Source organism: Agrobacterium sp. ST15.16.024 (assembly GCF_027956545.1).
Classification (GTDB): domain Bacteria; phylum Pseudomonadota; class Alphaproteobacteria; order Rhizobiales; family Rhizobiaceae; genus Agrobacterium; species Agrobacterium cucumeris.
On the sequence record NZ_JAQKGO010000001.1, the window covers coordinates 1,394,818 to 1,421,631 of the forward strand.

Sequence of the window (26,814 nt, forward strand, 5' to 3'; positions counted from 1 at the left end):
CCGTTTAGAGCGTTCCGACCCGCATGCCGCCATCCATCGGGATCACTGCGGCATTGAGGTAATTGGTTTTGCAGGTGGCCAGAAACGTCACCACTTCCGCCACATCATCAGGCGTGCCCCAGCGTCCGACCGGGACGATCGAGCGCACCAGACGTTCATCGGCCACCGTGTCGTTGATGCCTTCCTGTTCGAAGGGTTTGGACATGTTGGTCTTGCAGATGCCCGGCGCAATCGCCGTGACGCTGATGTTGAACTGTCCGAGTTCCTGCGCCCAGGATTCCGAAGCCTTGATGAGACCGGCCTTGGAGGCGGCATAAGCCGCCCCACCCCCTGCCCCCCAGATGCCGGCAATCGAGGCGATGTTGATGACCCGCCCGTAACGCTGGCGCACCATCGAGCGCGTAAAGACACCCGTGCAGTTGAACGCACCCGCAAGGTTGACGTCGATGACCTTGCGGGACTGCGTCTGGCTGCGGTCGTTGACGCAATAGGTGCGATCGAGAATGCCGGCATTGTTGACCAGTACGGTCACCGGCAATCCCATTTTCTCGGCAATGGCACCCGATGTCTGCTCGACGCTGCCATGATCGGTGACATCCATGGCGAAAACGCCAAGGTGCCCGGGTTTTCCGATCTCCTGTTCAAGGCGTTGCAGCGCGGTAACGTCGATATCAACAGCCGCTACCGCATAACCAACATCGAGCAACGCAAGGGTAATGGCGGCGCCGAAGCCGCCTGAAGCACCGGTCACGACCGCAATTTGCTGGCTCACGCGACTTCCTCGTCCTTGAAGGCGATTTCCATGACCTTGCGGGCATTGACGAGCGCATCGGAGATGCGTTCCTCGAAGAAATGCACGTCGTCCTGGTTCATCAAGAGGTTGGAATAGATGCGCGACAGCGGTGAGAACTGGATGCCGTGGCGCTTGCTCACCTCGCGGATGATGATGTCGCAGAATTTCACCTTGTGCGAATAGCCCTCGGAGCGATCCACCGGCTCTTCCTGCGAATGGTAGACCAGCGCCGTCGGCATGCCCTGAATGACGAGCGGCATTCCGGCAGCCTTGGCCGCTTTGGTGAAGACGCCCGAAATCTGTTCGGTGTAGCGACGCATCCGGTCATAGCAACCCGGATCCTTTTCGACGATATCGAAGGTCGCCTTGATGGCGGCGAGACCCAGCGGGTAACCGTTGAAAGTGCCGGCATGGATGACTTTTCCGCGCGTATAGAGATCCATGATGTCGCGTCGGCCGGCAATGGCGGAAATCGGCATCGATCCGCCGCCCAGCGCCTTGCCGAAGGTGGCGAGATGCGGCGTAACGCCGAGAATATCCTGCGCGCCGCCGAGACCCAGACGCACGCCGGTGATGATCTCGTCGAAGATCAGCACGATATTATGCTCTTCGCACAGTTCCTTGGTGCGCTCCAGATAACCTTCGACCGGGAAGATACCGCCGCCATTGATGCAGATCGGTTCCATCAGCACGGCGGCGATCTCGTTACCGTAGCGGCGGATGGTGGCTTCCAGCGCGTTGATGTCGTTCCACGGCAGCATGAAGCTCTGGCTTTCCAGCACGCCCTCGGCGCGGCCTAGCGTATCGAGCATGTCGCCCTGGTATTTTTCCGGTACGGGGAAATCGAGATTGTCCTTCTTGCGGAAGCCCATGACGTTGTCGGCATTGCCGTGATAATGGCCATGGAAGCGGATGAAGCGGTTCTTGCCGGTAAAGCCGCGCGCCAGCCGCAGCGCATTCTGCACCGCCTCGGTACCGCTCAGGCAAAACCGCACCATCTCGGCGCAGGGAATGTGCTTGATCATCAGTTCCGCCACCTCGATCTCCAGATCGCAGGTATCGACGGAGGTGACCTTCTCCATGTAGCGGATCAGCGCTTCATTATAGGCCTCATTGTGATGGCCGACGAAAAGTGCGCCGAATTTGCAGAAGAGATCCAGATGTTCATTGCCGTCGAGATCCCATACGCGGGAATTGCGGCCCTTGTTGAAGGGCACCACGAAGGCGCGCTCGGCGTCGCCGAAATTATAGTGGGTGCCGCCCGGCATCAGTTCCCAGAGCCGTTTGTAGAAATCGCGCGAAATCTTCAGCGTCAGCTTGCTGTCCGTATCTGTGATCATGGCTGTGCGTTCTCCAGTTTGGCCGGCGATGCTGCCGGGGCGGTTCCGATTGACGGGGATGGATGCCGTGTCGGCGGCGTTGAAGGATCGAACGGATTTTCCGTCCAGGGCCGGTAGCGGTAGAGTGCGTCTGGCACCGGTAGGCCAGCGTTTTTCAGCGCTTCGAGCCTTGCAAGATAGGCCGCGTTGCGCATCAGAAGATCGGCGATAACGACGACGGAGCGGTGCTCGACCGGCTCGTAAGGGCTGCCACGCAACCATTCATTGATCGCGCCCATGGCCGGGCCGCACCAGATCTGGTAGTCGACCGCGCGGGATTTCTCTCCGGCAATCGCCCAGCGGGAGGATTGGCCGAGATACCACTGGAAGACCAGCACCATGCGCTTTTTCGGATGCGTTTCCGCCGCCTCGATAATTCTGGGGTTGCCGCGCGCCTGAAAGAACTGCCGGGTCTCTTCCCAGACCTGCGGCAAGGAGCGTTGGAAGAATCCGCTTTCCAGGCTGGCGATTTCCGCTGCCGGAATGTCTTCGAGACCGTCATATTGCTTGTAGAGATTGTAAAGCTTCTGGGCGCGCATGGCATACATGGTGCCGCCCTTCAGCACCTGCACCTTGGAGCCGATCTCGAACATGTCGGCGGATGGCGCCATCGCCATGTCGTCCATCTTCGCCCGCCCCAGCAGGGTCTTCACCTGCGGCGACGTGCCGGCCTCGATGCAGGCCTGATTGATCGACCCCGTGCAGACATAGGCCGCGCCCATGGCGAAAGCTGCATAGACCGCCTGCGGATTGCCGATGCCGCCAGCTGCGCCGATGCGGATGCGGAATGCCTCGCCCCTGAGATCGGCTATTTCGTCTTTTAGCGCCGCAACGGAAGGAAATGCGCAATTCAGCACGCCATTATCGGTATGGCCACCGGAATTGGCCTCGACGGTGATGTCGTCAGCCATCGGCACCTCGCCCGCCATCGCCGCCTGTTCGGCGGAAATCAGACCGTCCTCGACCAGCCTTGAAAGGATTTTTTCCGGGGCCGGATTGATGAAATGCTGCGCCACTTCGCGGCGCGAAACCTTCGCGATGATGCGATGGCGCGGTTCGATAGCCCCCTGCCCGTTACGAACAAGCCCGGCCGCACGCCAGTAAACGATGGCCGGCGAAAGGTTCATATAGGCAGAAGCCTCTACCACCTTCACGCCATGGCGGATGCACAGACGCACCACATCCATTTCCCATTCGGCATCGCCGGGATTATGCAGCAGATTGACGCCGCAAGGCCCATGCGGCAGGGCGGCGCTTATGCGCGCCAGCGCCGAGGCGACACGCTCCCTGCCAAGCCCACCCGCACCGAAAAAACCCAGAAGCCGCTCCTTGCCAAGTGCGATCACCATGTCTTCCGAGTGAATGCCATTGGCCATCGCCCCGGCATAATAGGCCATGCGCACGCCGTAATCGCGCAGGAAACCCGGATCGCCGAGTTGGCTGGGTGTCAGCACGGGTACAATTCCCAGGCATTTTTCCACGTCGGTACAGGAGGTTTCGAGCGACCGCTGGCCACCAAATTCGAGTACATAGAGGCGTTTATCGAGATCAGCGAGAAGCCCACCCATTGCCTCGATGGTAGTGGGGTCAATACCCGCCTGTTTTTTCCATGTCCGGAAAAGCGGTGTGGAATTGATGTGCGGATTTTCATTCATGCTGCGGCCACCCATGATGATTGGTCGGTGCGGCGACGGGCAAAACCCGCGCCGAGATTGTCGCAAATGCCGATGACATTGCCTTTGTGGATGATCTCGGCGACGAAGACGAAGGATGCGGTCTCCAGCGTCACACCGTCCTCGCCATAAGCGAGGTCGATCGACTTGCAGGTCAGGCGATACCTCAGCGTATCGCGCTGTGGTTTCACCTCCCCCCGGAACTTGGCGCTGTATTGATGGTCGGTCAGCGTATGTCCGCTCAGGTGAGGCATCGAATAAAGCCCGAGATAGGCCAGGTAGAATTTCAGAAGCTGTTCGCAACCTTCCACCAGCAATGTTCCCGGCACACAGGGGTCGTTCTTGAAATGCGCCTTGAAAGCCCAGTGATCAGGATCAATGTCGCGCTCGCCGACCACCACGCCGAGGCCGAACGCGCCGCCTTTGGGGTCGACATCCACCACCCGGTCGAGCATTCTGGCCATCGGTGTCCACAGCTTTGGCGCGGCAGTTTCAGTTCTGTAGTCAAGACCAAAGCAGCTTGCCGGATCGCCGTGGCCCAACGCCTCGATATCGTCTTCGCTGAAACGATCCTTCGTGCAGTTCAGCAGCGGTGTGAAGGGTTGCCGCACAGCACCGTCATTTTTCAGGAAGGGAGCTGGATCGACACCCTTCGAGCGTTCCAGATCGCGCGGCAGGAAAAAGCCGGAATTAGCCTCCAGCCGGAAAACGGGCCGCTCATCGGCAAGGCACCAATATTCGTAGGAAACCAGAATATTACGGCCGACCTTGAGGAAGGATTTGATATCCACCCGACCGCGCAGCAATTCGCCGGCGCGCGGCATTTCGCCATAAACGAAGGTGCGGCTGTCCACCGCCCGATAGCGCAATTCACCCCGGAACAATTGATCGCAGCCGATAAGCGTGAAGGCGACGATCATCGCATGTGAAGATTCCAGCGCCACGAAAGCTGGAGCCTTGTCCTCGCACATGAACCAGGCATCGGCGGGCAGATCGAGTTCCCATTCGATGCGGCAGGGCTCCAGCGCACCGGCCTTGGCCGTCGTGCTGGTAATGCGCGAGGCGAACATATAGGGCGGCGATGGCATGCGCGTGCGCACCGCATAGGTATCGGCCAGCGCATAATCCGGCCCGAGCACGCGGCTCACCGCACCATCCGTCAGCTCGATCAACTGCGCTTCATCGAACAATGCGGCACGCGCGGGAATAACCGTCTCAACGGACATCATATGGCTCAGACGACGATAGAACGCCTGCTCGGTCTGCATGAAGCGCAGGTTCGTCTGCGCATTCCGGATCGCCTGCCGCTGCTGCCAGGTCAGCGGCAGGCGTGGGAAGCAGCCGGAGACCGGGCCATCGAAAGCTTCGGTCACCACTGCCGGGGACATCTGTGGCCGCATTGCAGGTGGAGATTTTTCAAACAGGGCAAAATTGGTGGGATCGAGAATGATCTCGGCCATGGTCCGCTCTCGCCCGGTAAAGACCCTTACGAGCAAAGGATCGGTCGCCGAAACACCTGCGGGAGCGCTGACCGCCTGAGGCCGCGCCACTGTCGGGCTTTCCAACAATATATGCGTATAGGCCCGATCGACCCCCATACCACTGATTGCCGCCAGTTGAGGCCCCGTCGAGCGCTGCGGTGACAGGCCGTAATGCAGGACCAGCGCGGTATGGATGAGGCTGAGCATGCCGGAAGCCGCACCAAGATGACCGTAGTGACGCTTTGAACTGTCCGCAGCAACGGTGGCGCCATAGACCCTGGCAAGCCCCTCCGCCTCGATGCGAGCTTCCGCATCATCCGCCATGCTGTAGCGTTCGAGATAACTTATCTCTTCTGGCGCAACGCCTGTTTTTTGCAGGCAGGCCTCCGCCACATTGGCCACGGCATCCGCCGATGGCTGGAAGGTGGTGCCCGGCGTTGTGTCATGGCGGATTTCAAGGCTGCGAAGGCGGGCATAGGCGCGTCCGGCCGGTCCGCCATCCGCTCTTTCGAGCATAATCACGCCGCAGCCTTCCCCCACGGGCTGGCTGCGATTTGGGTTGGCATAGATCATGTTTTCCAGCCCGCCATCACAGGCGCTGCTGGCCAGAATGACCGCATCGACCATATTTTCGGAAAGCATGTAGCGCGCCAGTTGCAGCCCCTTGAAAGCCGAGCTTTCATGCGCACACAGGGCAAAGGCCGGTCCGTCCAGCCGCAGATGCGCGGCCACACGGCTTGCGGCGATGTTGCCCACCCCACCGGTAATGCCTTCGGCGAAGGGTTCGGGAAACAGACTTTCCTTGACGATTCCTTGCAGACCGGCGAGCTGCTCTGCCGAAAGTTTTATGCCCGACCTCTCGAGGCTGTCGCACAATTGCCAGCCGATCTCGTTGCGCGCCTGATAACGCAGGCAGCTATGATCGACATCCCGTGCGACGATGACCGCGATGTTACGCCTCTGCCCGTCCAGCGCATAACCCGCATCCAGAAATGCCCGCTCGGCCACCGGCAGCAGAAAGGCGTGGGCCAGAAGGTGATTACCGATGACCTTCGGCGGCAGCTTGAAATGGCGGCAATCGAAATCGAAACTCTCGATATAGCCGCCGGCCGGCGCTTCTCCGATCCCACCCAGCGCCAGAATATCGGCGCGCTTTTCGAGACCCAGCCAGCGCGTGCGTGGCAATGGCTGAAACCATTGACGTCCGGTCGTTATCGTATCGCGAAACGTCTCGACATTATCGGTTCCCGGCAGGGCCATGGCTATGCCGACAATATCAATTCCGGCCGGAGTGGTGGTAGGTGGGGTTGTAATCGTCGGCACCATCGCGCCCGCAACATGCTCGCGCAGCACCATGTGGCCGTTGACGCCACCGAAACCGAAGGCATTGATGCCGGCACGGCGCGGTTTTTCACCCCTCGCCCAGGGTTTGTTTTCGCGAACGATATGATCGCGCTTCACAAGCCCTTTGGGCGTCGTCACAAGGTTTTCTATTTGCAGCGTCGCCGGTATCAGGTCGTGCTGCATCGCCAGCAGCACCTTCAGCAGGCTTGCCATGCCCGATGCGGTGAGGCTGTGGCCGTTATTGGCCTTGTTGGCGCCAAGAAGCGGTATCGACGTTTCGCCAAAGAAGCGCTCAATGGTCGAAAGCTCCACCTGATCACCCGCCGGGGTGCCCGTCGCATGGCATTCCAGATAATCGATATCAGGCGAAATGCTGGCATAGGCGCGTTGCAGCGCCAGCATCTGCCCGTGCGGATCAGGCAGCAGCATGTGCTTGGCGCCGCCATCATTGGAAACGCCGATCGCCTCGATGACACCGTAAATCCGGTCGCCGTCGCGCAGCGCGTCTTCGTAACGTTTCAGCGCCACGATGCCGGCGCCTTCCCCGGCCTTCAACCCCTGCGAGGACCGGTCGAAGGGGACCGAGCGGCCATCGGTTGGAAAAGCCTGCAGAACGTTAAAACCATGGTCGAGATAGATATGGTCCGCATGGCAGACCGCGCCCGCCAGCATCATGTCGGCGCTGCCGTCGAGAAGATAGGAACTGGCCACGCGGATGGCGTAAAGCGCCGAAGAGCAGGCCGCGTCGATGGCGTAAGTCGGCCCTGAAAGACCAAGCGCCAGCGCCGCGATCGTGGCATTATGGCTACCGGTCATGAGATTGAGCCCGGACAGGCCGCTGGTATCCCAATAGGCGGGGAAAGAAAAATCCGGCCGGTCCAGCAGTTCCCGCAGATAGGGCTCGAGAACTCGGTGATAAAAGCCCGACATCAGGCGTTTGCCGGAATGAGTCGGCATGCCGATATTGCCGGCGATCAGGCCGCAACGCTGTGGAGATGCGCCGCTGTCTTCAAGCGCCTGACGCGCCGCATGCATGGTCCAGTGAAATAGCGGGTCGAGTGTTGCAAGGTCCTCCGCCGGCAGGCGATAACCTTCGGCCTCGAAACGGAAGTCACGCACGTGGCCATTCCGGTTGTAGCAGATATGATCGGCCGTACCCGGCTCGGGATGATAATAAAGCGCTGGATCGACACCCAGTTCGGCAACGGAGAGCGGCGACGTGCTGTCCTTGCCCTCGACCAGATTGCGCCAGTAACGATCCGGGGTATCCGCGCCCGGAAAGACGCATCCGAGCCCCGTAATTGCTATCTGTCCCATCGCGATCATCCTTCAAATGGCGCGCAGAGGGAGAGCGTCTCCGGCCTGAACCGGAACACGGAAACGCTTCTCACTGCCTGTCGTTACGAGTTTATGGAAAGCCTTCGCTTTTCCGGACCTTGATCGGGGCGGCTATTCTGCCGCCTCGACCTTGTCTTCGCGCCCGACCAGCCGCTCTCGCAATTGCCGGGAAACGGTGAACTGGACATCCGAGAGCCGGAAATAAAGTTGTCCCGTCTCGTCATGCACGGCGATATCCACCAGAAGGCTCGCCTGCGTCAGGGATTTTATCGTCATGGAGAGGAAGAACGGCTGGCCGAAACCGAGCGCTGCAAACTGGTCGACGCGGCCGATGGCGGAAGGAAGCCCGGCATAATCGCTGCCGAGGATCAGCCACAACCACGGCGCCTGCATGAAGACATCGCCGAGATAGGCATTAAACGAGGTGGTGCGAAACTGTCCTTGCATTTCCTCTTCCACCGGCGTCAGCTCGCAAGCGAGTGTGAGGCCGTGATCGCCACCGTTCAGCACCTCCCGCAGCCCCCGGAAGCTCGGGCCATGGAACAGAAGCGGACCTTCCTGCGGCGTGCCGTAAAGCGGGTAACCCAGCGGCTCGTCATCCTTACCAAGATCAAAGGCCCCGAGACGTGGGCGAAGGCTCAGCTCGCGGCTTAACACCACGGTGCCCATATAGCGGTTCTGACGCTCGGAGCCCGTCCGACTATAGACCGAGATCGTCAGGGCATGCCTGTCACCGGCCATTGGGCCTGACACATCCGCCGCCGGTTCTATCTGCGCTTCCAGCAAGCAGGATTCTTCCGCCTCCAGCGTGACACCCTTCAGAACCTTGAAACCGAGCAGGGTTTCAAAACGGTAGCCAGGCAGCATATCTTCCGCCAGCTTGACCAGCCAGCTGGCCGCGGCCGTGGCAGGCAGGACGTAACGTCCGTCGACCACATGGTCGGCCAGGAAGGGCGCAGTAGTGAGATCGACCCTGCGCTCCACGACACGCGGTGCGACCTTCGTCTTGACCGTTTTTGCGACCCTGTAGCTGTCGCCGCCGACGAGAATTTGTGGACCATGACCGGAACCGAATTCTTCAGCGAAGAACCGTGTCCCCGTTTCCACCGGAATGATCGCCAGCCCGCGTTCACCATAGGCCTTCTTGAGCACGTCATTGACCATGCCGCTGTCCCAGGGACCCCAGCCTATGCTGCGCACGAAGGCATCCGGATAATGCGCCTTGAACATATGCGCGAACTTGTTCAGCACCTCGTTCGCCATCGCATAGTCGGTCTGTCCGGCATTGCCGAAGAAGCCCGATACGGATGAAAAGAGCATAAGCTGCCTGATGGTATCCGGCTGCATTGCCTGCATCAGATTTTGCAGACCCCGCACCTTGGTATGGAAGACCGCGCGGAAATCCTCCGCCGTCTTTTTCTCGATACGCTTGTCCGCAAGCAGGCCCGCACCGTGAATGATGCCGGTTATCTTGCCGAAAGTCTCCTCCACCGCAGTCACGGTGCGTTCGACATCCTTCGCATCGGCGATATCGCAGGCGAAATAGGCCGCCTTGCCGCCAAGCTCTTCGATCTTCGCCAGCGTCTGCCGAATTTGCACCGCATGGCGTACACCATTCAGCATTTTTTCGACCTTCACCGGCGTAGGCTGTTCACCTTCGGCCTGCATCGCCGCAATCGCGGCTGCCTTCAGCGCTTCATCTCCCTCGATGCCTTCTGCCCAGTCGGGCAATGGCGCGTCGACATCGGTTCGTCCGAGGAGAGCGAAACGAACGGGATGGCGCTCCGCAAGAGCGATCACGCAATCGGCGGTAATGCCGCGCGCGCCGCCGCTGACGAGAAGCACGCTATCCGCATCGAGCACGGTTTCCGACTGGTCGATCACCGGTTCGGCCTGGTTCGTCAGGGTCATGCGGGACCCGTCAGGACCACGTCCCACCTCCGCCAGTGCGGTTTGCGGGTCTTCCAGCTCTTCGATCAGGATGCCGGCCGCTTCCTCGTCAGGCAGTGCCGGATCGATATCTACAAAGCGGCAGAAAACATCGTCCCACTCAACGGCGAGTGATTTAGACAATCCGCCGAAACTTGCGCCGATGGCGTTGAACAATCCCCTGCCCGATGTTCCAAGAGCACCGTCGCATCGGCTGGCGATGAAGAAGGAACTGCGTGCTCCCGTCCCCGTCAGGCGTGGCTGAAGCACTCCAGCCAGCGTGAAGAGTATTTCCGCCGCCTCGTAACCCGTTTCCGTAAACACCTCGCCGATCGATGTCGCAGCTGTTGGTGGCTGCAGATGGATGAAGCCGCCAATCGGGCCTTCCGCCTGTTCGATTTCAGCGATCATGGCCTCTATAGCCACCCTGCCGCGATCCTGGAGACCGTAATCCCGCACACCTTCCATCGTCGGTACGGACGATGACTGTTTTGCGGTTCTCTTGCCCTTTGCCGGTTTGGCCGGCGCGGATATCTGAAGGCGTGCGACCTTCTCGCCCAGGGTAAGGAGGCGGGAAGCCACCGCCTCACTCAGTCCCTTGCCATCATCAACAAGCAGCCAGATCCGTCCGGCACCAAGGGTCAGCGATGTCCGGTCGGGCCGGGCAAGGTCCTGACGAACCACCCGCTGACGATAGACGGAGGGGCCGGCATTGAGCGGCTGAGCAGGAAACGCGGATGCATCCTGCTCAGCCGAAGCTTTTTTTGGCTGTGATATCTCCTCATCGCCGTTGTCCGACAGTTTCGTTGATGTCACCACGCCGAGACGTTGCAGGGTCACAACGGAGGCGCCGGTTGAAGCCGGGGCGCTGGCGGGTGCAGTCGGCGCCGCGGTTTTGGCGGCGGCCGCGGCCATTGGAGTGGCCCCTTTGATATCGGCCAGCAACTCATCGACCGTACGCAGGAAGAATTGCGTCATCTTGCGGATATTGCTCATGGTTTCGATATCGAAATTCTCGTCGTTGCGGTTCTTGTCCGCATCTTCAAGAAGCCGGGTGCCGTTCGACAGGCGATCGAACATTGCCCCGAAAATCTCCAGCCGCTTGATGGAGTCGATGCCGAGATCGGCCTCGAGATCCATCTGATCGCCGATCATGTCGACCGGATAGCCCGTGCGCTCGCTGACGATGTCAGTCAGTTCGCGGATCAGCCGCTCCTCGGTGATCCCTTCAAGCGCCGCAATTCTTGCCTGATCCTCGGCGCTGAGTGCCGGGGCCGAGATAACCGGTGCTGGGGCAGCAGCAACGGCTGAGCTGCCTTTCACGGCCACAAGCAACTCATCGACCGTACGCAGGAAGAATTGCGTCATCTTGCGGATATTGCTCATGGTTTCGATGTCGAAATTCTCGTCGTTGCGGTTCTTGTCCGCATCTTCAAGAAGCCGGGTGCCGTTCGACAGCCGGTCGAACATCGCGCCGAAAATCTCCAGCCGCTTGATGGAGTCGATGCCGAGATCGGCCTCAAGGTCCATCTGGTCGCCAATCATATCGACCGGATAACCCGTGCGCTCGCTGACGATATCCGTCAACTCGCGGATCAGCCGCTCTTCGGTGATACCTTCGAGAACGGCGATCCTCGCCTGGTCCTCGTCACTGAGAGCAGGAGCCGGTGCGGCGGGTGCCGGCGTCAGAGGCACGGTTATCTGCGGCGCAGCCATCACCGGCATCACCGGTTTCGGTGCAGCTATGGAGGCGATCGGTGCAGAAACCGCCCTATCGGCAGCCCTGGGGGCAGCCAATGGCGCCGGCGCGAAACTCTCCTGCCGCGTTACCGTAACCGGCTGCGCCGGTTTCGGCATGTCCAGCATATTGGGAATATAGGCGGGGGAATGCGGCAGGCTACGAACCACCTCGCCGCTGATCAGGGACATCTGGTTGTCGAAATAGCGCTCGTGATTGAGATGGTAGAGTTCCTGATTGCGCTCCAGCAATTGCAGGCTGCGCGCAAGGCTCGCGGTCATGCTTTCCATCTGCGGATGACCTTGGAATTTTTCCAGAAGGTTATGCTGCTTGCTGACCAGAGATCCCAGCATATTGATATATTCGCTCTGGTTGGTCTGAAACTGCTGGTGAAGCTGGCTGAGCAGATTCTGGCTTTCGATCTGCCTGTCCATCTGGTCCGGCTTCGACATATTTTCGGATTGGCTGGTCATCGCTATCTCGATCCTGTCAGTGTCATGGGAGGGCTGAATGGAGGAGGACAAAGGGGGAAAGGAAGGAAGAGTTTTCGCAATCGGCGCAACAGGTTGAGGCACAGCCTGAACGACCGGAGAAGTGGCCGGTTCAGGCGAGCCTGCAGCACGCTCGGCGATGAACTTTTCCACCACGGCCGTATCATGCCGCAGCGCGTGTTCGCGCCGCGCGCGGTTTTTGTCGGTCAGATAAAAGCCGCCCTGCAGCCTGAAACTGGTTGCCGGCTTCACCGATCGATCCTCCGGCGGGCGCGGGCGGGCATAGGGGTCGGCTTCGGCAAGAGCCACACCTTCCACCACCAGTTTTGCCAGTGCCCGGCGGAATTGCAATGCTTCCTCGCCATTGGCGCTCGGGTTGAGCGAAACCACCGCATGCGGTTTGCCCTTCAGTATGTCACCGGTCAGTTTACCGAGAATGCATTTCGGCCCGATCTCGACGAACAGATAACCGCCATCGGCGTGCAGTCGCTCGATCATGTCCCGGAACCGCACGGGCTGCACCAGTTGCTGGACAAGCGCATCACCATAAAGCGCGGGGTCGCTGCCGTAGGGCTCCGCCGTCGCGCTTGAATAAAGCGCGCAGCTTGGATGCGAGAATTCAATTCCGGCAATTCCATCCCGGAACGGATCCGCCGCATGTCTGACGTAAGATGTGTGAAAGGCCGTCGAAACCGGAAGCGTCTGGCAACGGCGGCCCCGTTCGGTTAGCCAGGCCTGGGCGCGGGCAATCGCCTCGGTGGCGCCGCCGAATACCAGCTGCTCCGGCGCATTATCATTGGCGATTACGATATCCGGCACGGCCGCCAGCAATTCCGCCGCTTCCTCCCGGCGCATCTGTGCCGCAAGCATCGCACCGGGATCGTCAAGCCCGCTCGGAGTTTCGACAGCCCGACCACGGGCAAGCGAGGCCCGGTGAAAATCCGCGTCCGAAAGCACGCCTGCCGCCCACAGGGCTGTAAGCTCGCCATAGCTGTGTCCGGCAACAAAATCCGGAGTGAAACCAAGCCGTTTCAACAATTGGAAATAACCGGCGCTTACCGCACCGATAGCCGGCTGCGCATTGGCGGTGCGGGTAAGTTCACGGGCCTGCCGCATGGTCTCTTCGTCGGAAAAGGCCGGCGGCGGATAGATCACACCCGAAAGGGCTGGCAGGCCTGCCTCTACAGCCACGGCATCCGCGGCTTCCACGGCATGGCGCAACTCCGGGTAATCGACCGCGACCCCGGACCCCATATTGACATATTGCGCGCCCTGCCCGGGGAAAAGCGCGACGATACGGCCTGCCACTGGCGCGGCCTCCGGCTTGTAGTAAATTCCGGCCGGATGATCGAAGCCCTGATCGGGACTGGATTGCAACAGCGCCAGAGCTTCCGTCAGCAACGCGCGCGCCTGTTCGGGCGTCGCGGCCGCAAAACCGAGGCGAGCGGATGCCGCAGGTGGAGAAAGCCTGCCGCCATCGGCCAGATGTGCGTCGAAGAACGCCGCCCTGCCCTCGCCGGAAAGCTGCGAAAGCGCATCACGGCAGGTCGCCTCCAGCAGAGCCGGGTTTGCCGCATGAAACACGAAGACCTCAGCGGCGCGGTTCAGCCGGTATGTCTGTTCCCGCGTTTCCGGTTCGTATTCCTCGAGAATGACGTGAAAATTGGTGCCGCCGAAACCGAAGGCGCTCAGGGCGCCGCGCCGCAGCTCGCCGCTGGCCGGGCGCATCCATGGCCGTGCGAGGCTGTTGACGTAAAAGGGTTTTGCGAGAACATCGGTGGGGTCTTCCACATTGATGGTTGGCGGCAGGACCTTGTGATAGAGGCCAAGCGCCACTTTCATCATTGCCACCGCACCTGCCGCGCAGCGCGTATGCCCGATCTGCGATTTGATGCTGCCAATCGCAATGGCATGACCCGCATCGATGCCCTGTTCCTCAGACAGTCTGATAAGGCTTTTAATCTCGGTCTCGTCACCGGATTCCGTGCCGGTGCCATGCGCTTCGATCAGCTGAATATCGGCAAGCGTTAGCCCGGCCTGGCTATAGGCGCGCTTCAAAGCCTTCACCTGCCCCTCGGAACGCGGCGCAAAGATGCTTTTGGCACGACCGTCGCTGGAGGCGCCAAGCGCGCGGATCACCGCATAAATGCGGTCGCCATCACGCTCGGCATCCGCAAGCCGCTTCAGCACCAGATAACCGACGCCATCACCCAGCATCATGCCGTCCGACTGCTTGTCGAATGGCCGCGAACGGTTGCTTTTCGACAAAGCCGGCGTCTTGCTGAAGCACAGGAACGAGAAAATCGAGTTTTCGAGATTGACGCCGCCGGTCAGAACAGCGTCGCAGCTGCCATCCGTCAGTTCACCAATGGCGGCCTTGATGGCGGCGAGACTGCTCGCGCAGGCGGCATCCACCATATAGGACGTGCCGCCGAGATCGAAGTAACTGGCGATACGGCCACAGGCCACGTTGCCGAGAAAGCCTGGAAAACTATCCTCGTTCCATTCCAGCGACAGCCCCTGCAGGCGTTCAATCGTTTCTTCCGCCACTTCGGCTGACAGCCCGCTATTTACAAGAATCTGGCGCAGGAACGGAACCTGCTGCCGCACGGCGAGCGAGAACGCCGTATTGCCGTTGCCGGAGCCGCCCAGAATGACACCGATGCGGTCACGGTCGGTCTTTTCAGCGCCTGCGCCGAGCAGCCCTGCATCCGCCATCGCCTGTTTTGCAACATGCAGCGCGAAAAGCTGCGCCGTGCTGATTGATTGAAGCATCAGCGGCGGCAGCTTGAAACCGGCGGGATCGAAATCGATCGGCGGCACAAAGCCAGCCTTGCGGCCATAGACCTTGTCAGCGGCGCGCGGATCGGGATCGTAGAAGTCCTCCGGCCGCCAATATTCCACAGGATCGACCGTGCCTATGTCGCGGATCGCATCATGACCGTTCACGATATTGGACCAGAAATCATAGAGATCGGCCGCATCGGGAAAATGGCTGGCCATGCCGACAATGGCGATATCGAGAGGTGGCGGTGCGGAATTACGGTTTTGCAGCATCACAGGAATAGTCCTTCCCTGGGGACGAGAAGCAACGCTCCCGTCAGAGACAAGAAAAATTACGATGTAATTCAGAAATGGAGGCCGTATCGCATGCAAAAAATATTATTAATACTCCGAGTTCGGAATATTAATATGAGAGTTTTCTCAGCTCATTTCGCCTTTGTGCGTCTGAGGCTGTATAAAACATACATTCATTCATTTGAAAAGCATTAATATACTTTGCGTTGAAATTTTCATAAATCCGACATCTTCAGTTGAATTAATGAAAACTGACTGTCAAAAGCCCCGCTTTAAATCTCGGATTTTCTCGTAAATATCCGCGAACCCGGAGCCGCCTGTCAGCGACTGCCGGAAGCAAAGGAACAGAAAACCGCGGACCGATTTTCCCTGGGCATTCCCTGCAGGCCTATCAACCAGCCGTTGCCGGCGTCGGATTTTGCCCGATCTCAGCCATTTCACCGGCAGATTGTCTTGCAGCCAGAAAGCGGCCGATAATCAGATGCATCATGTCGGCTTCTTCGAGTGGCCGGAAATCGGGATCGACCGCCAGGCGTGAGAAAACGCCGTCTATCAGCGCTGCGATCCATGTCGCAGCACGCTCGGCGTCGAGATTGGCGTCGATCTGGCCACGCTCCATTCCCTTGCGCAAAAGATCGGTGATCCCTGCACGGATTTCCTGATCGGCTGCCCTGACAAGCGCATGAATAGCCGGGTTGCGGATCGCTTCTGAGGCGATCTCCAGCACCAGCCGGGCATAGGTGGGGTCGGTGGCAAGTTCCAGCGATGCATCGACAAAGCCCAGGACCGCACCGAACTGATCGTCCGCCGCGCCAAGTTCGGCAAAATAGGCGGCGGTTTCCCGCCGCTCTTCGGCAACGATCGTTTCGATGATCGCTTCCTTGCTGGCGAAATAATGGAAAAGATTGCCGGAGCTCATGCCGACCGCCGCGCATATCTGCGCTGTGGTGGTCTGGTGAAACCCGTTTTGTGCAAAGCAGCTTATGGCAGCTTCAAGTATCTGCTGCCGCTTGGCTTCATGCTTTGCCGGATCGAGCTTGCGGGCCATGATTGCTCCCATAAATTAACTGAGCGCTTAGTCCATTAATTATATCGAGGCGGACTGTCAACCCGCCACGACTGGACCTGCGCGCCGATTACACCTTAAACGGTCAATTCAAACTGCTCGCATTCACGCAGGAACGGCAATTTCGCCCTTGTATCGTCGAGCATCTGGCGCGAAAGCTGCTGTTGGTGCACGACAGCATTCACATTGGCGTGAAAACATATGTCTCCCAGGGGATCGATGACCATGCTGTCGCCGTCATAAGCAAGGTCGTTGCCGTCAATGCCGACGCGGTTCACCCCTATGACATAGGCCTGGTTCTCAATGGCGCGTGCCGGCAGCAGGCTTTTCCAATGCGCAGCCCGTCGGGCGGGCCAGCTCGCAATATAAAGCGCCGCGTCATATTGACCGCGATTGCGCGACCAGACCGGAAATCTGAGATCGAAGCAGATGAAGGGCGCGATGTTCCAGCCCTTTAAATGCACCACCTGTTGCGCCTGCCCCGGCGTATAGTGCTCATGCTCCCCGGCATAGGTGAAGAGATGCCGTTTGTCATAATGAATGAGCGCACCGTCCGGGCGGGCCCAGAGCAGCCGATTGAAATAACGGCCATCCTCTCTAATCGCCACACTCCCGACGATGTCGGCATCGTGCTGACGGGCAGTCTCCCGCATCCATTCCACCGCTGGCCCGTCCATGGGTTCCGCGACAGCCTGCGGATTCATGCTGAAGCCGGTTGTAAACATTTCCGGTAAAACGATCAGGTCCGTCGCACCGATCTCATCCAGATGACGGTCGAATTGCAGCAGGTTCTGCCCGACATTTTCCCAGGCCAGATCCGCCTGCACCAGCGTTATGCGAAGATCCCTGTCACTCATGAATATCTCCTTGAAAACATGGTTTTAACGACAAATCAGCCAGGTGCGGACGAAACTGCCTGTCACTGAAAAACGAATATGGAAACGGCTGCCGGCCGGAAGTGACCGATGCAGCGGGCGTGTCAGCTCCAGCCGCAATTCGTCACGGTCGGGCCTCTCGAAAAGACGTGCAGCATGAAAATCGAAGTGACGTCCAACGATCGGATAAAGTGCTTTGAACAGCGTCTCCTTGGCGGAAAACACCAGAAAAGGCAGCACCCGACCGTCGCATTGTTCCCGGTCGGCAATCAGCTCTCGCTCCAGCGTGTCGAGGGCGCGTTTCAGGATGATCTCGGTAACCGCGCCAGGTTCTATTTTCTCGATGTCAACGCCAACCATCGCTTCACCGTCCAGCGTCGCCATGCTGACGCATATGCCGTGGGAATGGCTGATGGAACCGGATATGCCCGGCGGCCACACAGGCTCGCGCTTGTTGCCGATGCCGATCGGAACGGAAGGCCTGCCCAGAAGCTTCAGCGCCGCCTGCCCCAGAAAACGCCCTGCGAGAAACTCGGCCTGCCGTTTGGGAACAGCCTCGGCAAGCAGCGTTGGCATCACCACCTCCAGCCTGTCGAACAGCGCTGGCCGATAGCAGGGCAGATGATATTGCGCTTCGAGCGCGACGACATTTTCCGAGCCGGTATCGAGAAAAACTGGGCCGGACAGGAAACCCTCCGAACGGCAAACGGCGGCGGCAATATCGTCTCGCATGACGGGTGCGTTGGTGCCTGAAATCTGGTGGCCGGGCATCATCCCTGCCCCCGCAACGTTTCGGCTCCGCCGGTCATCAGCTGTTCCGCGCCTGCCCGGTCAGCAGTCGTGACGGAAGTGAGGCGCTGCAACCTGCGGCCCAGCCAGCCGCGCAGATCGTCCATATAGGTGAAAACGACAGGCACGAAAACGAGGCTCAACAGGGTGGAGGTGATGAGGCCGCCAATGACGGCAATCGCCATCGGCGCGCGAAAACCGGCATCCGCCCCCACGCCCAGCGCCGCCGGCATCATGCCGGCAACCATGGCAAGCGTGGTCATGATGATCGGCCGGGCACGTTCAACCCCGGATTCAACCAGCGCTCGATGGCGGTCAAGGCCGTTGTTTCGCTTCTCGATGGCGAATTCCACCAGCAGGATGGAGTTCTTGGTAACGATGCCCATCAGCATCAACAGGCCAATGACGGCCGGCAGATCGAGGGCGCCGCCGTAAAGCATGAGGCCGACGATCGCTCCCCCCACCGAGAGCGGTAACGCCACGAGAATGGTGATCGGCTGGAGAAAATCCTTGAACAGAACGACCAGTACGGCGAGCACCATCAGCAGGCCGAACAGCATGGCCGCGCTAAAACTCTGGAACATCTCGCCAATATATTCCGCATCGCCATATTGCACTTCCCGCACCCCGGCTGGAAGCGACGCCATGGCAGGCAAGGCGTGAATGCGCTCCAGCGCCACGCCCAGCGGAATGCCGGCAAGATCGGCACTGATTGTCACGCGGCGCTGACGGTCAAAGCGGTTGAGTTGTCCCGGCCCTTCCGAAACCGAAAGATCGGCGATGGACATCAGCGGCACGCTGCCATTTGCCCCCGACACCCTGAGCATGCCGAGCGTATCGAGATTGCTCTGCGCATCCCTGTCGATCATCACGCGGATCGGCACCTGCCGGTCGCCAATGTTGAACTTGGCGGAGTTGGCGTCGGTATCGCCCGTGGTTGCAATGCGCATGACGGCGGCGATGGACTGCGTGGAAATGCCAAGCCGGGCCGCTTCATCGAAACGTGGCCTTATCTGCAATTCGGCGCGTGGCAGGGGTTCGATGGTCTGCACATTGGCAATGCCGGCAAGGCCGCGCATTCCTGTTTCGACGGCAAACGCCGCGGCCGCGAGCTTCTCCGGCGCATCGCCGACGAGAATGATGGAAATATCGCGCGCCGCATTTTCGTTCTGGAATGCAAAGCGAATATTCGGCGTGCGGGCTATGACGTTTGCGGCAGCCAGTTCGAACTGGCGCTGGGAAAGCGTCCGCTCGGACGAAGGCACCAGATTGACCAGCAGCGAAGCGCGGGCAACATCCGGCCCGTCATCAGTGCGGCCGACAGAGGCGAAGATGCTTTTGACCTCCGGCATTTGCCGGAGCGCCGCCGTTACCGACTGCACGGCATCATCCGTATCGCGCAACGTCGATTCCGGCGGCAGTTCGATCTGGATTCGCGACAGGCTGCGGTCGTCGCTCGGCAGGAAACCCGATGGCAGCAGTGGAACGAGAAGGAAGGAACCCACCAGCACTAGAACGCCAATGCCACAGGTTTTCAACCGGTGGCGCAGCGCAAGCTCGAGAAGCGCAACATAAGCCCGGCCAAGGCGTGATTTCGGCGCTCCATGCTCCTCCACTTTCACCGCCTTCGGCGCCAGAAGATAGGCGGCCATCAGCGGGGTGACGAGACGCGCAACCAGCATGCTGGCAAGGACTGCGACCGAAACGGTAAGCCCGAACTGCTTGAAATATTGCCCGATCACCCCACCGATAAAGCTGACCGGCAGAAACACTGCAACAATGGTGGCGGTGATTGCCAGAACCGCAAAACCGATCTGGTCCGCCGCATCGATCGACGCCTGAAACGGCCGCTTGCCCATATGCAGGTGGCGGTCGATATTTTCTACCTCAACGATGGCGTCATCAACGAGAATGCCGATCACCAGCGTCAGCGCCAGAAGGGTGATGCTGTTGAGGGTGAAATCAAGCCACAGCATCACCGCAAACGTAGGCAGGATCGATAACGGCATGGCAACGGCGGCGATCAGCGTCGCACGCCAGTCGCGCAGGAAGAAAAACACCACCACGACCGTCAGCACCGCGCCCTCGATCAGGGTTTCCATGGCGACCTCGTAGCTCGCCCTCGTATAATCGACCGTCGAAAGCACCCGATCGATTTCGACGCCCGGATAAGTGTCGGTCAGCCGGGCGATGGTGGCGTTCACGCCATTCTCGACGGCCGTATCGCTCGAACCCTTGGCCCGGAACACCGAAAAGCCGACCACCGGTTCACCATCAAGGCGCGACAACTCGCGCGGCTCGGCCGATCCGTCCGTTACCTTGCCAAGCGTGGCGAGCGTCGTCCATTGGCCGTTGGGAAGGCTGATCGGCCGTTCCGCAAGCTCGCCGGCGGTAATCGCGCCGCCGACGGCGCGGATCGACTGTTCCTTTTCATTGAGCCGGCTTCTGCCGCCGGGCACATTGGTGTTGAACGCCTGAACCTGATTGTTGATATCCTCGGCGGTAATGCCGAAGGCAATGAGCTGGTCGGGGTCAAGCTGCACCGTGATTTCGCGGCTGACGCCACCAAGCCTTTGCACGCGCTGCACGCCCTTGGTTGTCAGGAGTTCTCGCGCAATTGTCTCGTCGACAAACCATGAGAGATCGACGGGCGACATCTGCGGTGCACGAACGGCGAAATAGAGGATCGCTCCACCCTCGACATCGAGACTGGCAATGATCGGCTCCTCGATGTCCCGAGGCATTTCGGTGCGGATTTGCAAGACCGCCTGGCGCACATCATTGGTGGCGCGGGCGGTGTCGATACCGAGCTGGAACTCCACCGTCGTGGTCGACAGGCCATCACCGATGGTCGACTGGATATGCCGGATGCCGGCGAGGCCTGAGATCGCGCCTTCGACACGCCGGGTCACCTGTGTTTCCAGTTCGGCCGGGGCAGCACCGGCCTGGGCGATGGACACCGTGACGATCGGAAAATCGACGCGGGGATTGGCGTTGACCGGCAACTTCAAAAAGGACTGGATGCCGACGATCGTCAACAGTAGGAAGAGAACGAGAGTGGGGATCGGACGGCGGATGGCCCAGGACGAAATATTAGTCATCAACGTCCCTCCCCTTTCTGCGCCATCTCATCCACGCCGACGATCTGGTCGCCGTCACGCAGAAAAGCACTGGCGCTTTCAACGACACGTTCGGCCGGCTCCAGCCCCTCAAGGATTTCGATGATGCCGTTCTGCGCCTGCCCCAGGCGAACGGTGCGTCGCGCCACCCTGTCATTGTGATCGACCACGACGAGCTGTGCGGTGCCTTCACGGCGCAGCCGCAGGGCCGCCTCCGGCACGGCGACACGGAACCGGTACTCACCAAGATCGACCTTGCCACGGGCAAATGCGCCAGCGCGCAGATCGGCGAACGGAGGAACGGCGATCCGCACGATACCGAGGCGGCTCTGGGTGTTGACCGCCGGTTCGACGACACGGATGGTGCCCTGAATGGGCCGGCTGACACCATTGACAGTGATCGTCACCGACTGGCCGGCCTGCAGCGACGGCAGCACCCGTTCCGGCGCTTCGGCCAGAAACTCCAACTCTCCATCCTGCAACAGACGAAACAACGGTTCAGTGCTATCGGGCATCGCGCCGATGCGGGCGTAACGCTGGGTGATGACGCCGGGTTTGGGCGACAGGATTTCGGTACGCTCCAGTTCAAGACGGTTCTGGGTAAGCTGCGCCTGCGTGCCGGCAAGTTCCGCCCGCGCGCCTTCGATTTTCGCCGCCGCCATGGCCGCCGCAGCGCGCCGCTGGCCAAGCTGCTCCTTGCTGACGCTGGAGCCGGAAAGCCCTTCTGCGCGACGCAGATTTTCGCTTGCCTCGATCTCGGCGGCCTCGGCTTCCGCAAGCGCAGCACGCGAACGGGCAACATTGGCCTCCGTCTGCTGGACCTGTGCGGCGAGCGTCTTGCTCTCCAGCCGCGCCAGCAGCTGCCCGGCGGCGACGGTATCGCCGACATCAACAGAAACCTCGACAATGCGTTGACCGGTCACGGCCGTTCCGATCGAAATATCATTGCGGGCGGCCAGAAGACCGGCCACATCCTGGCTCGCGTTAAAGTCATAGGACGCTGCCGCAACAACGGACACATGCGGCAACACTTTGGCGGCCTGCGCATTCTGCGCCGCTGCCGGTGTTTCTTCGCCAGCCAGCATCAGCCACACAGTGACACCCAAAAAAGCGGCAGCTGCCGCCCCCCACCAGAACAGTCTGGTGGTGAAACCCCGCCTGCGTTTTTCGGCAGATGTGGGCTCGGCATATCCGGTGGAATTTTCAGCGATAGAGTTCGGTTCGGTCATGATGGAAGCGGTCCGGATGGGAAATTGAAGGAGATGGGAGGATTGCGACGGCTCCCCGATCATGGCGGCGATTTGCCGAGCATCCGCGTCGCCCGGCTGAGGAGAACCCAGAGCACCAGCAAACAGAGGGTTGCCGTCAGCCCCCACAGGAACAATGCGGGACCGACAGCCTCCATGCCGAAACCGGCGATCAGCACGGCGAGCGGCGTCGCCATCATGGCAATTGCCGCGGTCGTCCCAAGCACGCTGCCCCGGATCGAGGCCGGTGCGCGTTTCAGGAACATCGCATTGGCGAGCGGGCCAAGCGCCCCGGTCGACAGGCCGATCAAGGCAGCCGCGAAAAATAGATATGGACCGGTCTCAATGAAGGCTATCAGGCCGATCGCCAGCGTGGCGCCGGATATGCCCGCCAGAAGCACAAAGCGTCCGTTCCAGCCATGGCCCCATATGGCAAAGGTGACAGCCGAAAAGGCCGCCCCTGCCCCGGAAACCGCGAGAAACAGGCCGAGGTCGAGAACATCCGCCCCGCTTGCTTTGAAAAGCACAGGTAGAACAACGGCGTTGAGCGCACCGAAAACCGCCAGCATCACCATGGCGACGACAAGCATGAGACGCAGCAGCGGTTCGGTCAGCAGGAAGCGCAGGCCCGCAAGTGCCGCACCGCCTTTGTCCGGATCGGTGATCCTGCGGCGATGACGCGGCAGGCAGATCGCGCCGATGACGGCGGCAAGCAGCGAGCAACCGGCCGTGATCAGCAGGGCATATTCAATGCCGAAAGCGGCGATTGCGATGCCGGCGACCGGCGGGCCGAAGATCAGCGCAGTGTTTTCCAGCAATTCATCAATCGACGTCACCCGCTCGATCGGCATGCGTGCAACACGGGCGAGTTCCGGCACCCTTGCATCATGGGCGATCATGCCCGGCCCATCGAGAAGCGCGCCGATCACGATCAGGCCGATCAGCAGGCCGATATCCAGCTGTCCGGCCATCATCAGCAACGGAATGGCTGCAACGCTCAATGCGCTGGCAAGATCGGCGGTAACGGCAACGACACGCGAACCGAAACGGTCAACGATCGGCCCGCCGAAAAAAGCGCCGATCACCAGCGGCATCATGCCGGCCGCCGCCGCAATCCCGGTCCATGCGGCATTGCCTGTCAGGGAAAGCACGATCCATGGCAGCACGACGCCGGCCACCGCATTGCCGAAAAGCGACAGGGCGCCGGCAAGGATGATGCCGTAAAGCGGAATGCGGCTGTGCGGAAGACCAAGTCCGCGAGGCCCTGCCCCGGAACCGGCGTCGAGATCAGCATATGCCGCCGTAAGGCGCATCGTCTCGGCAGGGCTGCTGTCTGAAGGCATTACGATCTCCAAATTTCACCGACCAGTGCTGCGGGCGATGATGACGGCGGCAAATGACTTGGGCGCACGGCTGCGCCAAGGCGCGCGACAGGTCACGTCAGCAACCCCGCTCGCCCACTCACAAGCATCAGGCATTTCATTAATTAAGTAGTCAGTCTATTTATTATGGAGAAGTCTTTTTTGTCAAGCTGGCACGAGAAAAATCAGGAAGGCAGCGAGAACGCCGTGCGGGCTAGCGCGCTCCAGACATTGGACCGTGCATGAATGCAGGACGTTGAGATGGCTTGAAGGTCAGGGCGTCACAGGTTCGACACTTGCGCTTGCATGGTTTTCACGCGTGAACATATCAAGCCGTGCTAATTTCCGTATTCGTAAAGAAATGCGAATTATATCAATATATAAAAAGAATTTTCTAATCTAAATTCACAGCTCTCCGGACGCCTCCCGGCGTCTCAGTTCCAGCTCTTCGCTGTAGCGCCTGAGCGTATGGCTTTCGGTAAGCAGACCAACCGGTCGGTTCTCTATCTTGTCGTTAACGACAACCAGCGCTTCACTTTCCGTGGCATCAAAGGCGGCGGCGGCCTGACGCGCATTCATGGTCGGCAACAGCACGTCGTTCTTATATTGGAGATAGGTCTCAAGGCTGATCTTGCTCGGATCACGATCCATCGGATCGGCGTAAATTTCCGGTACGAGGACGATGCCGGCATAACGCCCGTCATCATGGGTCATGATCACCCGTTGTGTCGAACCGAGCGGGAACTTCTCCTTGAAGGCCGGGAGCCCCATGCTGACATTGGCCTTGCGGATATCGGCGCGCATCATTTTGCCAACGGTGAGGTCGCGGATCCAGCCGATATCATGGGCGCTGCGGATACTTTCACCGCGCAGGTGAAAACGCCACGTGGCGAAGGAGTAACCGAAGGTCGTGCGCACCACCAGCGACGTTGTGATGACGGCGGCGAGCACCAGAGCGGTGATCTGGAAGTCACCCGTCAGTTCCAGCGCCAGGAACGTCATCGTCAAAGGGCCACCGATGATGGCGGCGGCAAAGGCGCTCATACCGATCACGGCATAAACGATGGGCGCTGTCGAGCCATAGCCGATATAGGGGGCGCAGAGCGCGAAAACTTTACCCAGAAGCGAACCCATGAACAGCGAGGCGAAAAACAGGCCGCCGCGAAAATTGGAACCGATGGAAATGGCGCTGGCCGCCGCTTTCAGCAGGAAGAGCCCAGCCAGCCCGTAAATCGTCAGTTCGGCATCAATATTGAGATGCAGCGCGCCATGGCCGCTCGACAGGACCTGCGGTGAAATCAGCGCAAGAGCGCCGACCGCCACGCCGCCAATCGCCGGACGCAGCCAGCCGGGAATGGCGCTTTTGCGGGCCGTCTCCTCAATGAAGGAAACCGTCTGCATCAGCACGATGCCGATCGCAGCACACACGACTCCCAGAAAGATGGCGGGCACGTAATCCGCAGGCGTCACGCGGCTGGCATCGACAATATCGATCGACAGGCCATGACCGCCGATAATCCCGATAACGGTGGTGGCCACCAGCGCCGACACGATGAGCGGCGCAAGCGTCACGACGGTGTAGGTGCCGATAATGAGTTCGATGGCGTAAAACGCCCCCGTCAGCGGCGCATTGAAGGCCGCCGCAATCGCACCCGCCGCACCACAGCCGACGAGGATGCGCATATCCCCTCGCCGCAGTTTCAGCTTGATGCCGATCTTCGAGGCCACGCCGCTGGCTATCTGTGTATAACCGGCTTCAAGCCCGACGGACGCGCCGAAACCGTTGGAGACGATGTTCTGCACGCAGACGATGATGCTGTCCGTCAGCGACAGGCGGCCGCCATGCAGGGCATTGGCCTCAATCGGATCGACCATCGGTTTCTTGCGGGTCTTTGAAAGAATGAAGATAATCAGGCCAAGCACGATGCCGCCGACGATCGGTCCGGCAAGCACGACGGGGCCTGAGAGGTCGCTGCTGCTCAGCCGCTCGGTACCGAAGACCAGCACATGCAGCGCCGTGCTCAACGCGCCGATCAGCGCCACCAGAAGGCCCGCTGCAATGCCGATGAGAGCGGCAAGAGCCACCAGCCCCAGTTCGCCGCGACGGAACATTGCCCGCAACCGGCTGGCGCGCAGATTGTCGAAAAAGCTCGCCATACTGGGTGCACGGAAAGGCCGGGTCGACATGCTGTTCCTTCTCAGGCAACGTCAAAGCGCGACGCGCCTGTACTAGTGTTTCAAAGCACGTCTCTGCTCCAGAACCGGCAACCGGTCTTGAGAGACTTGCTCAGGGCGCTTCGAACTCCACTTCAAAACGCATCTGGTCGTAAGCCGGTTCGACGTGATCAGGCGTTTCACGCATTACCGTCTCATAATCGAGCGGAATATGCATATGGGTCAAGATCGCCCGTTTGGGTGCGAATCTTTCGATCCAGCCAAGCGCCTGTTCCAGCGAAAGATGGCTGGGGTGGTAGCGGTGCTGCAGCGCGTCGATGACGAGAATATCAAGGCCGGCAAGCTTGGGCACGCTCTCAGCCGGAAAATCGCTGACGTCAGTGCAATAGGCGACATCGCCTATGCGGAAGCCGAGCGAATGTACATCACCATGCTGCTGCATATGCACGTTGAAAGCTATCGGCCCGCCTGCCCCGTTAATAGTCACCGGCGCGTTGATGTCGGCGATGATCCGCGGCTCAACGATTGGCGGATAACTGCTGCCCGGCGGGGTCTCCAGGCAATAGGCAAAACCGTCCCATATGCGCGCCATGGTGACGGGATCGGCATAGATCGGAATGCGATTTTGCTGGATGGCGAAATAGATGCGCAGATCGTCGATGCCATGCAGATGATCGGCATGGGCGTGGGTGTAAAGCACCGCATCGACGGCCTCCACCTTGGCGGCAATCATCTGTTCGCGAAAATCCGGTCCAGTATCGATGACGACAGTTGTCTTGCCGCCATCCGGGCCGATCTGCTCCACCATGAAGGCCGTGCGCGTGCGCCGGTTCTTCGGATTTTCGGGATCGCAGGCACCCCAGTCGCCGTTGATGCGCGGCACACCGGGCGAAGACGCGCAGCCGAGAACCGTGAAGCGACGACGGTAGATTGACACG

13 protein-coding genes are annotated in these 26,814 nt (G+C 60.1%); all 13 read right to left on the reverse strand.

Annotated elements, in window-relative coordinates; translation table 11 throughout:
• Window positions 1–4: 4 nt before the first annotated feature.
• The 13 genes from PL640_RS06885 to PL640_RS06945 all read right to left on the reverse strand — a co-directional run bounded on the left by PL640_RS06885 (window position 5) and on the right by PL640_RS06945 (window position 26,813).
• A complete protein-coding gene (locus PL640_RS06885) occupies window positions 5–772 on the reverse strand; it encodes an SDR family NAD(P)-dependent oxidoreductase (RefSeq protein WP_271361205.1) in 768 nt (255 codons plus the stop codon).
• Window positions 769–2,133, reverse strand: a complete 1,365-nt coding sequence (locus PL640_RS06890; protein WP_205125313.1) for an aspartate aminotransferase family protein — start codon at window positions 2,131–2,133, stop codon at window positions 769–771. Before PL640_RS06890 ends, PL640_RS06885 begins: the two co-directional genes overlap by 4 nt.
• Window positions 2,130–3,827, reverse strand: a complete 1,698-nt coding sequence (locus PL640_RS06895; protein WP_271361207.1) for a PfaD family polyunsaturated fatty acid/polyketide biosynthesis protein — start codon at window positions 3,825–3,827, stop codon at window positions 2,130–2,132. The genes PL640_RS06890 and PL640_RS06895 overlap by 4 nt, the downstream gene beginning before the upstream one ends.
• On the reverse strand, window positions 3,824–7,987 hold the full coding sequence (locus PL640_RS06900; protein ID WP_271361208.1) for a hotdog fold thioesterase: 4,164 nt from the start codon (window positions 7,985–7,987) through the stop codon (window positions 3,824–3,826). Before PL640_RS06900 ends, PL640_RS06895 begins: the two co-directional genes overlap by 4 nt.
• A 132-nt stretch (window positions 7,988–8,119) precedes the next feature.
• The gene (locus tag PL640_RS06905; RefSeq protein WP_271361210.1) at window positions 8,120–15,223 is read right to left on the reverse strand and encodes a type I polyketide synthase; all 7,104 of its coding nucleotides are present in this window, start codon (window positions 15,221–15,223) and stop codon (window positions 8,120–8,122) included.
• 412 nt (window positions 15,224–15,635) lie between these two features.
• Complete coding sequence (locus PL640_RS06910) at window positions 15,636–16,292, reverse strand: TetR/AcrR family transcriptional regulator (RefSeq protein WP_142839751.1); 657 nt, start codon at window positions 16,290–16,292, stop codon at window positions 15,636–15,638.
• Between the two features lie 95 nt (window positions 16,293–16,387).
• A complete protein-coding gene (locus PL640_RS06915) occupies window positions 16,388–17,167 on the reverse strand; it encodes an amidohydrolase (protein ID WP_271361211.1) in 780 nt (259 codons plus the stop codon).
• A 24-nt stretch (window positions 17,168–17,191) separates the two neighbouring features.
• Complete coding sequence (locus tag PL640_RS06920; protein WP_271361212.1) at window positions 17,192–17,959, reverse strand: 4'-phosphopantetheinyl transferase family protein; 768 nt, start codon at window positions 17,957–17,959, stop codon at window positions 17,192–17,194.
• A complete protein-coding gene (locus PL640_RS06925; protein WP_271361213.1) occupies window positions 17,956–21,075 on the reverse strand; it encodes an efflux RND transporter permease subunit in 3,120 nt (1,039 codons plus the stop codon). The genes PL640_RS06920 and PL640_RS06925 overlap by 4 nt, the downstream gene beginning before the upstream one ends.
• Window positions 21,075–22,322 (reverse strand): efflux RND transporter periplasmic adaptor subunit, encoded by a 1,248-nt coding sequence (locus PL640_RS06930; protein WP_271361214.1) that lies wholly within the window; start codon window positions 22,320–22,322, stop codon window positions 21,075–21,077. Before PL640_RS06930 ends, PL640_RS06925 begins: the two co-directional genes overlap by 1 nt.
• Before the next feature lie 59 nt (window positions 22,323–22,381).
• A complete protein-coding gene (locus PL640_RS06935; RefSeq protein ID WP_271361215.1) occupies window positions 22,382–23,683 on the reverse strand; it encodes an MFS transporter in 1,302 nt (433 codons plus the stop codon).
• Window positions 23,684–24,106: 423 nt separating this feature from the next.
• A complete protein-coding gene (locus PL640_RS06940) occupies window positions 24,107–25,888 on the reverse strand; it encodes a chloride channel protein (protein WP_271361216.1) in 1,782 nt (593 codons plus the stop codon).
• 100 nt (window positions 25,889–25,988) lie between these two features.
• A complete protein-coding gene (locus tag PL640_RS06945) occupies window positions 25,989–26,813 on the reverse strand; it encodes an MBL fold metallo-hydrolase (protein WP_271361218.1) in 825 nt (274 codons plus the stop codon).
• Between the last annotated feature and the right edge of the window lies 1 nt (window position 26,814).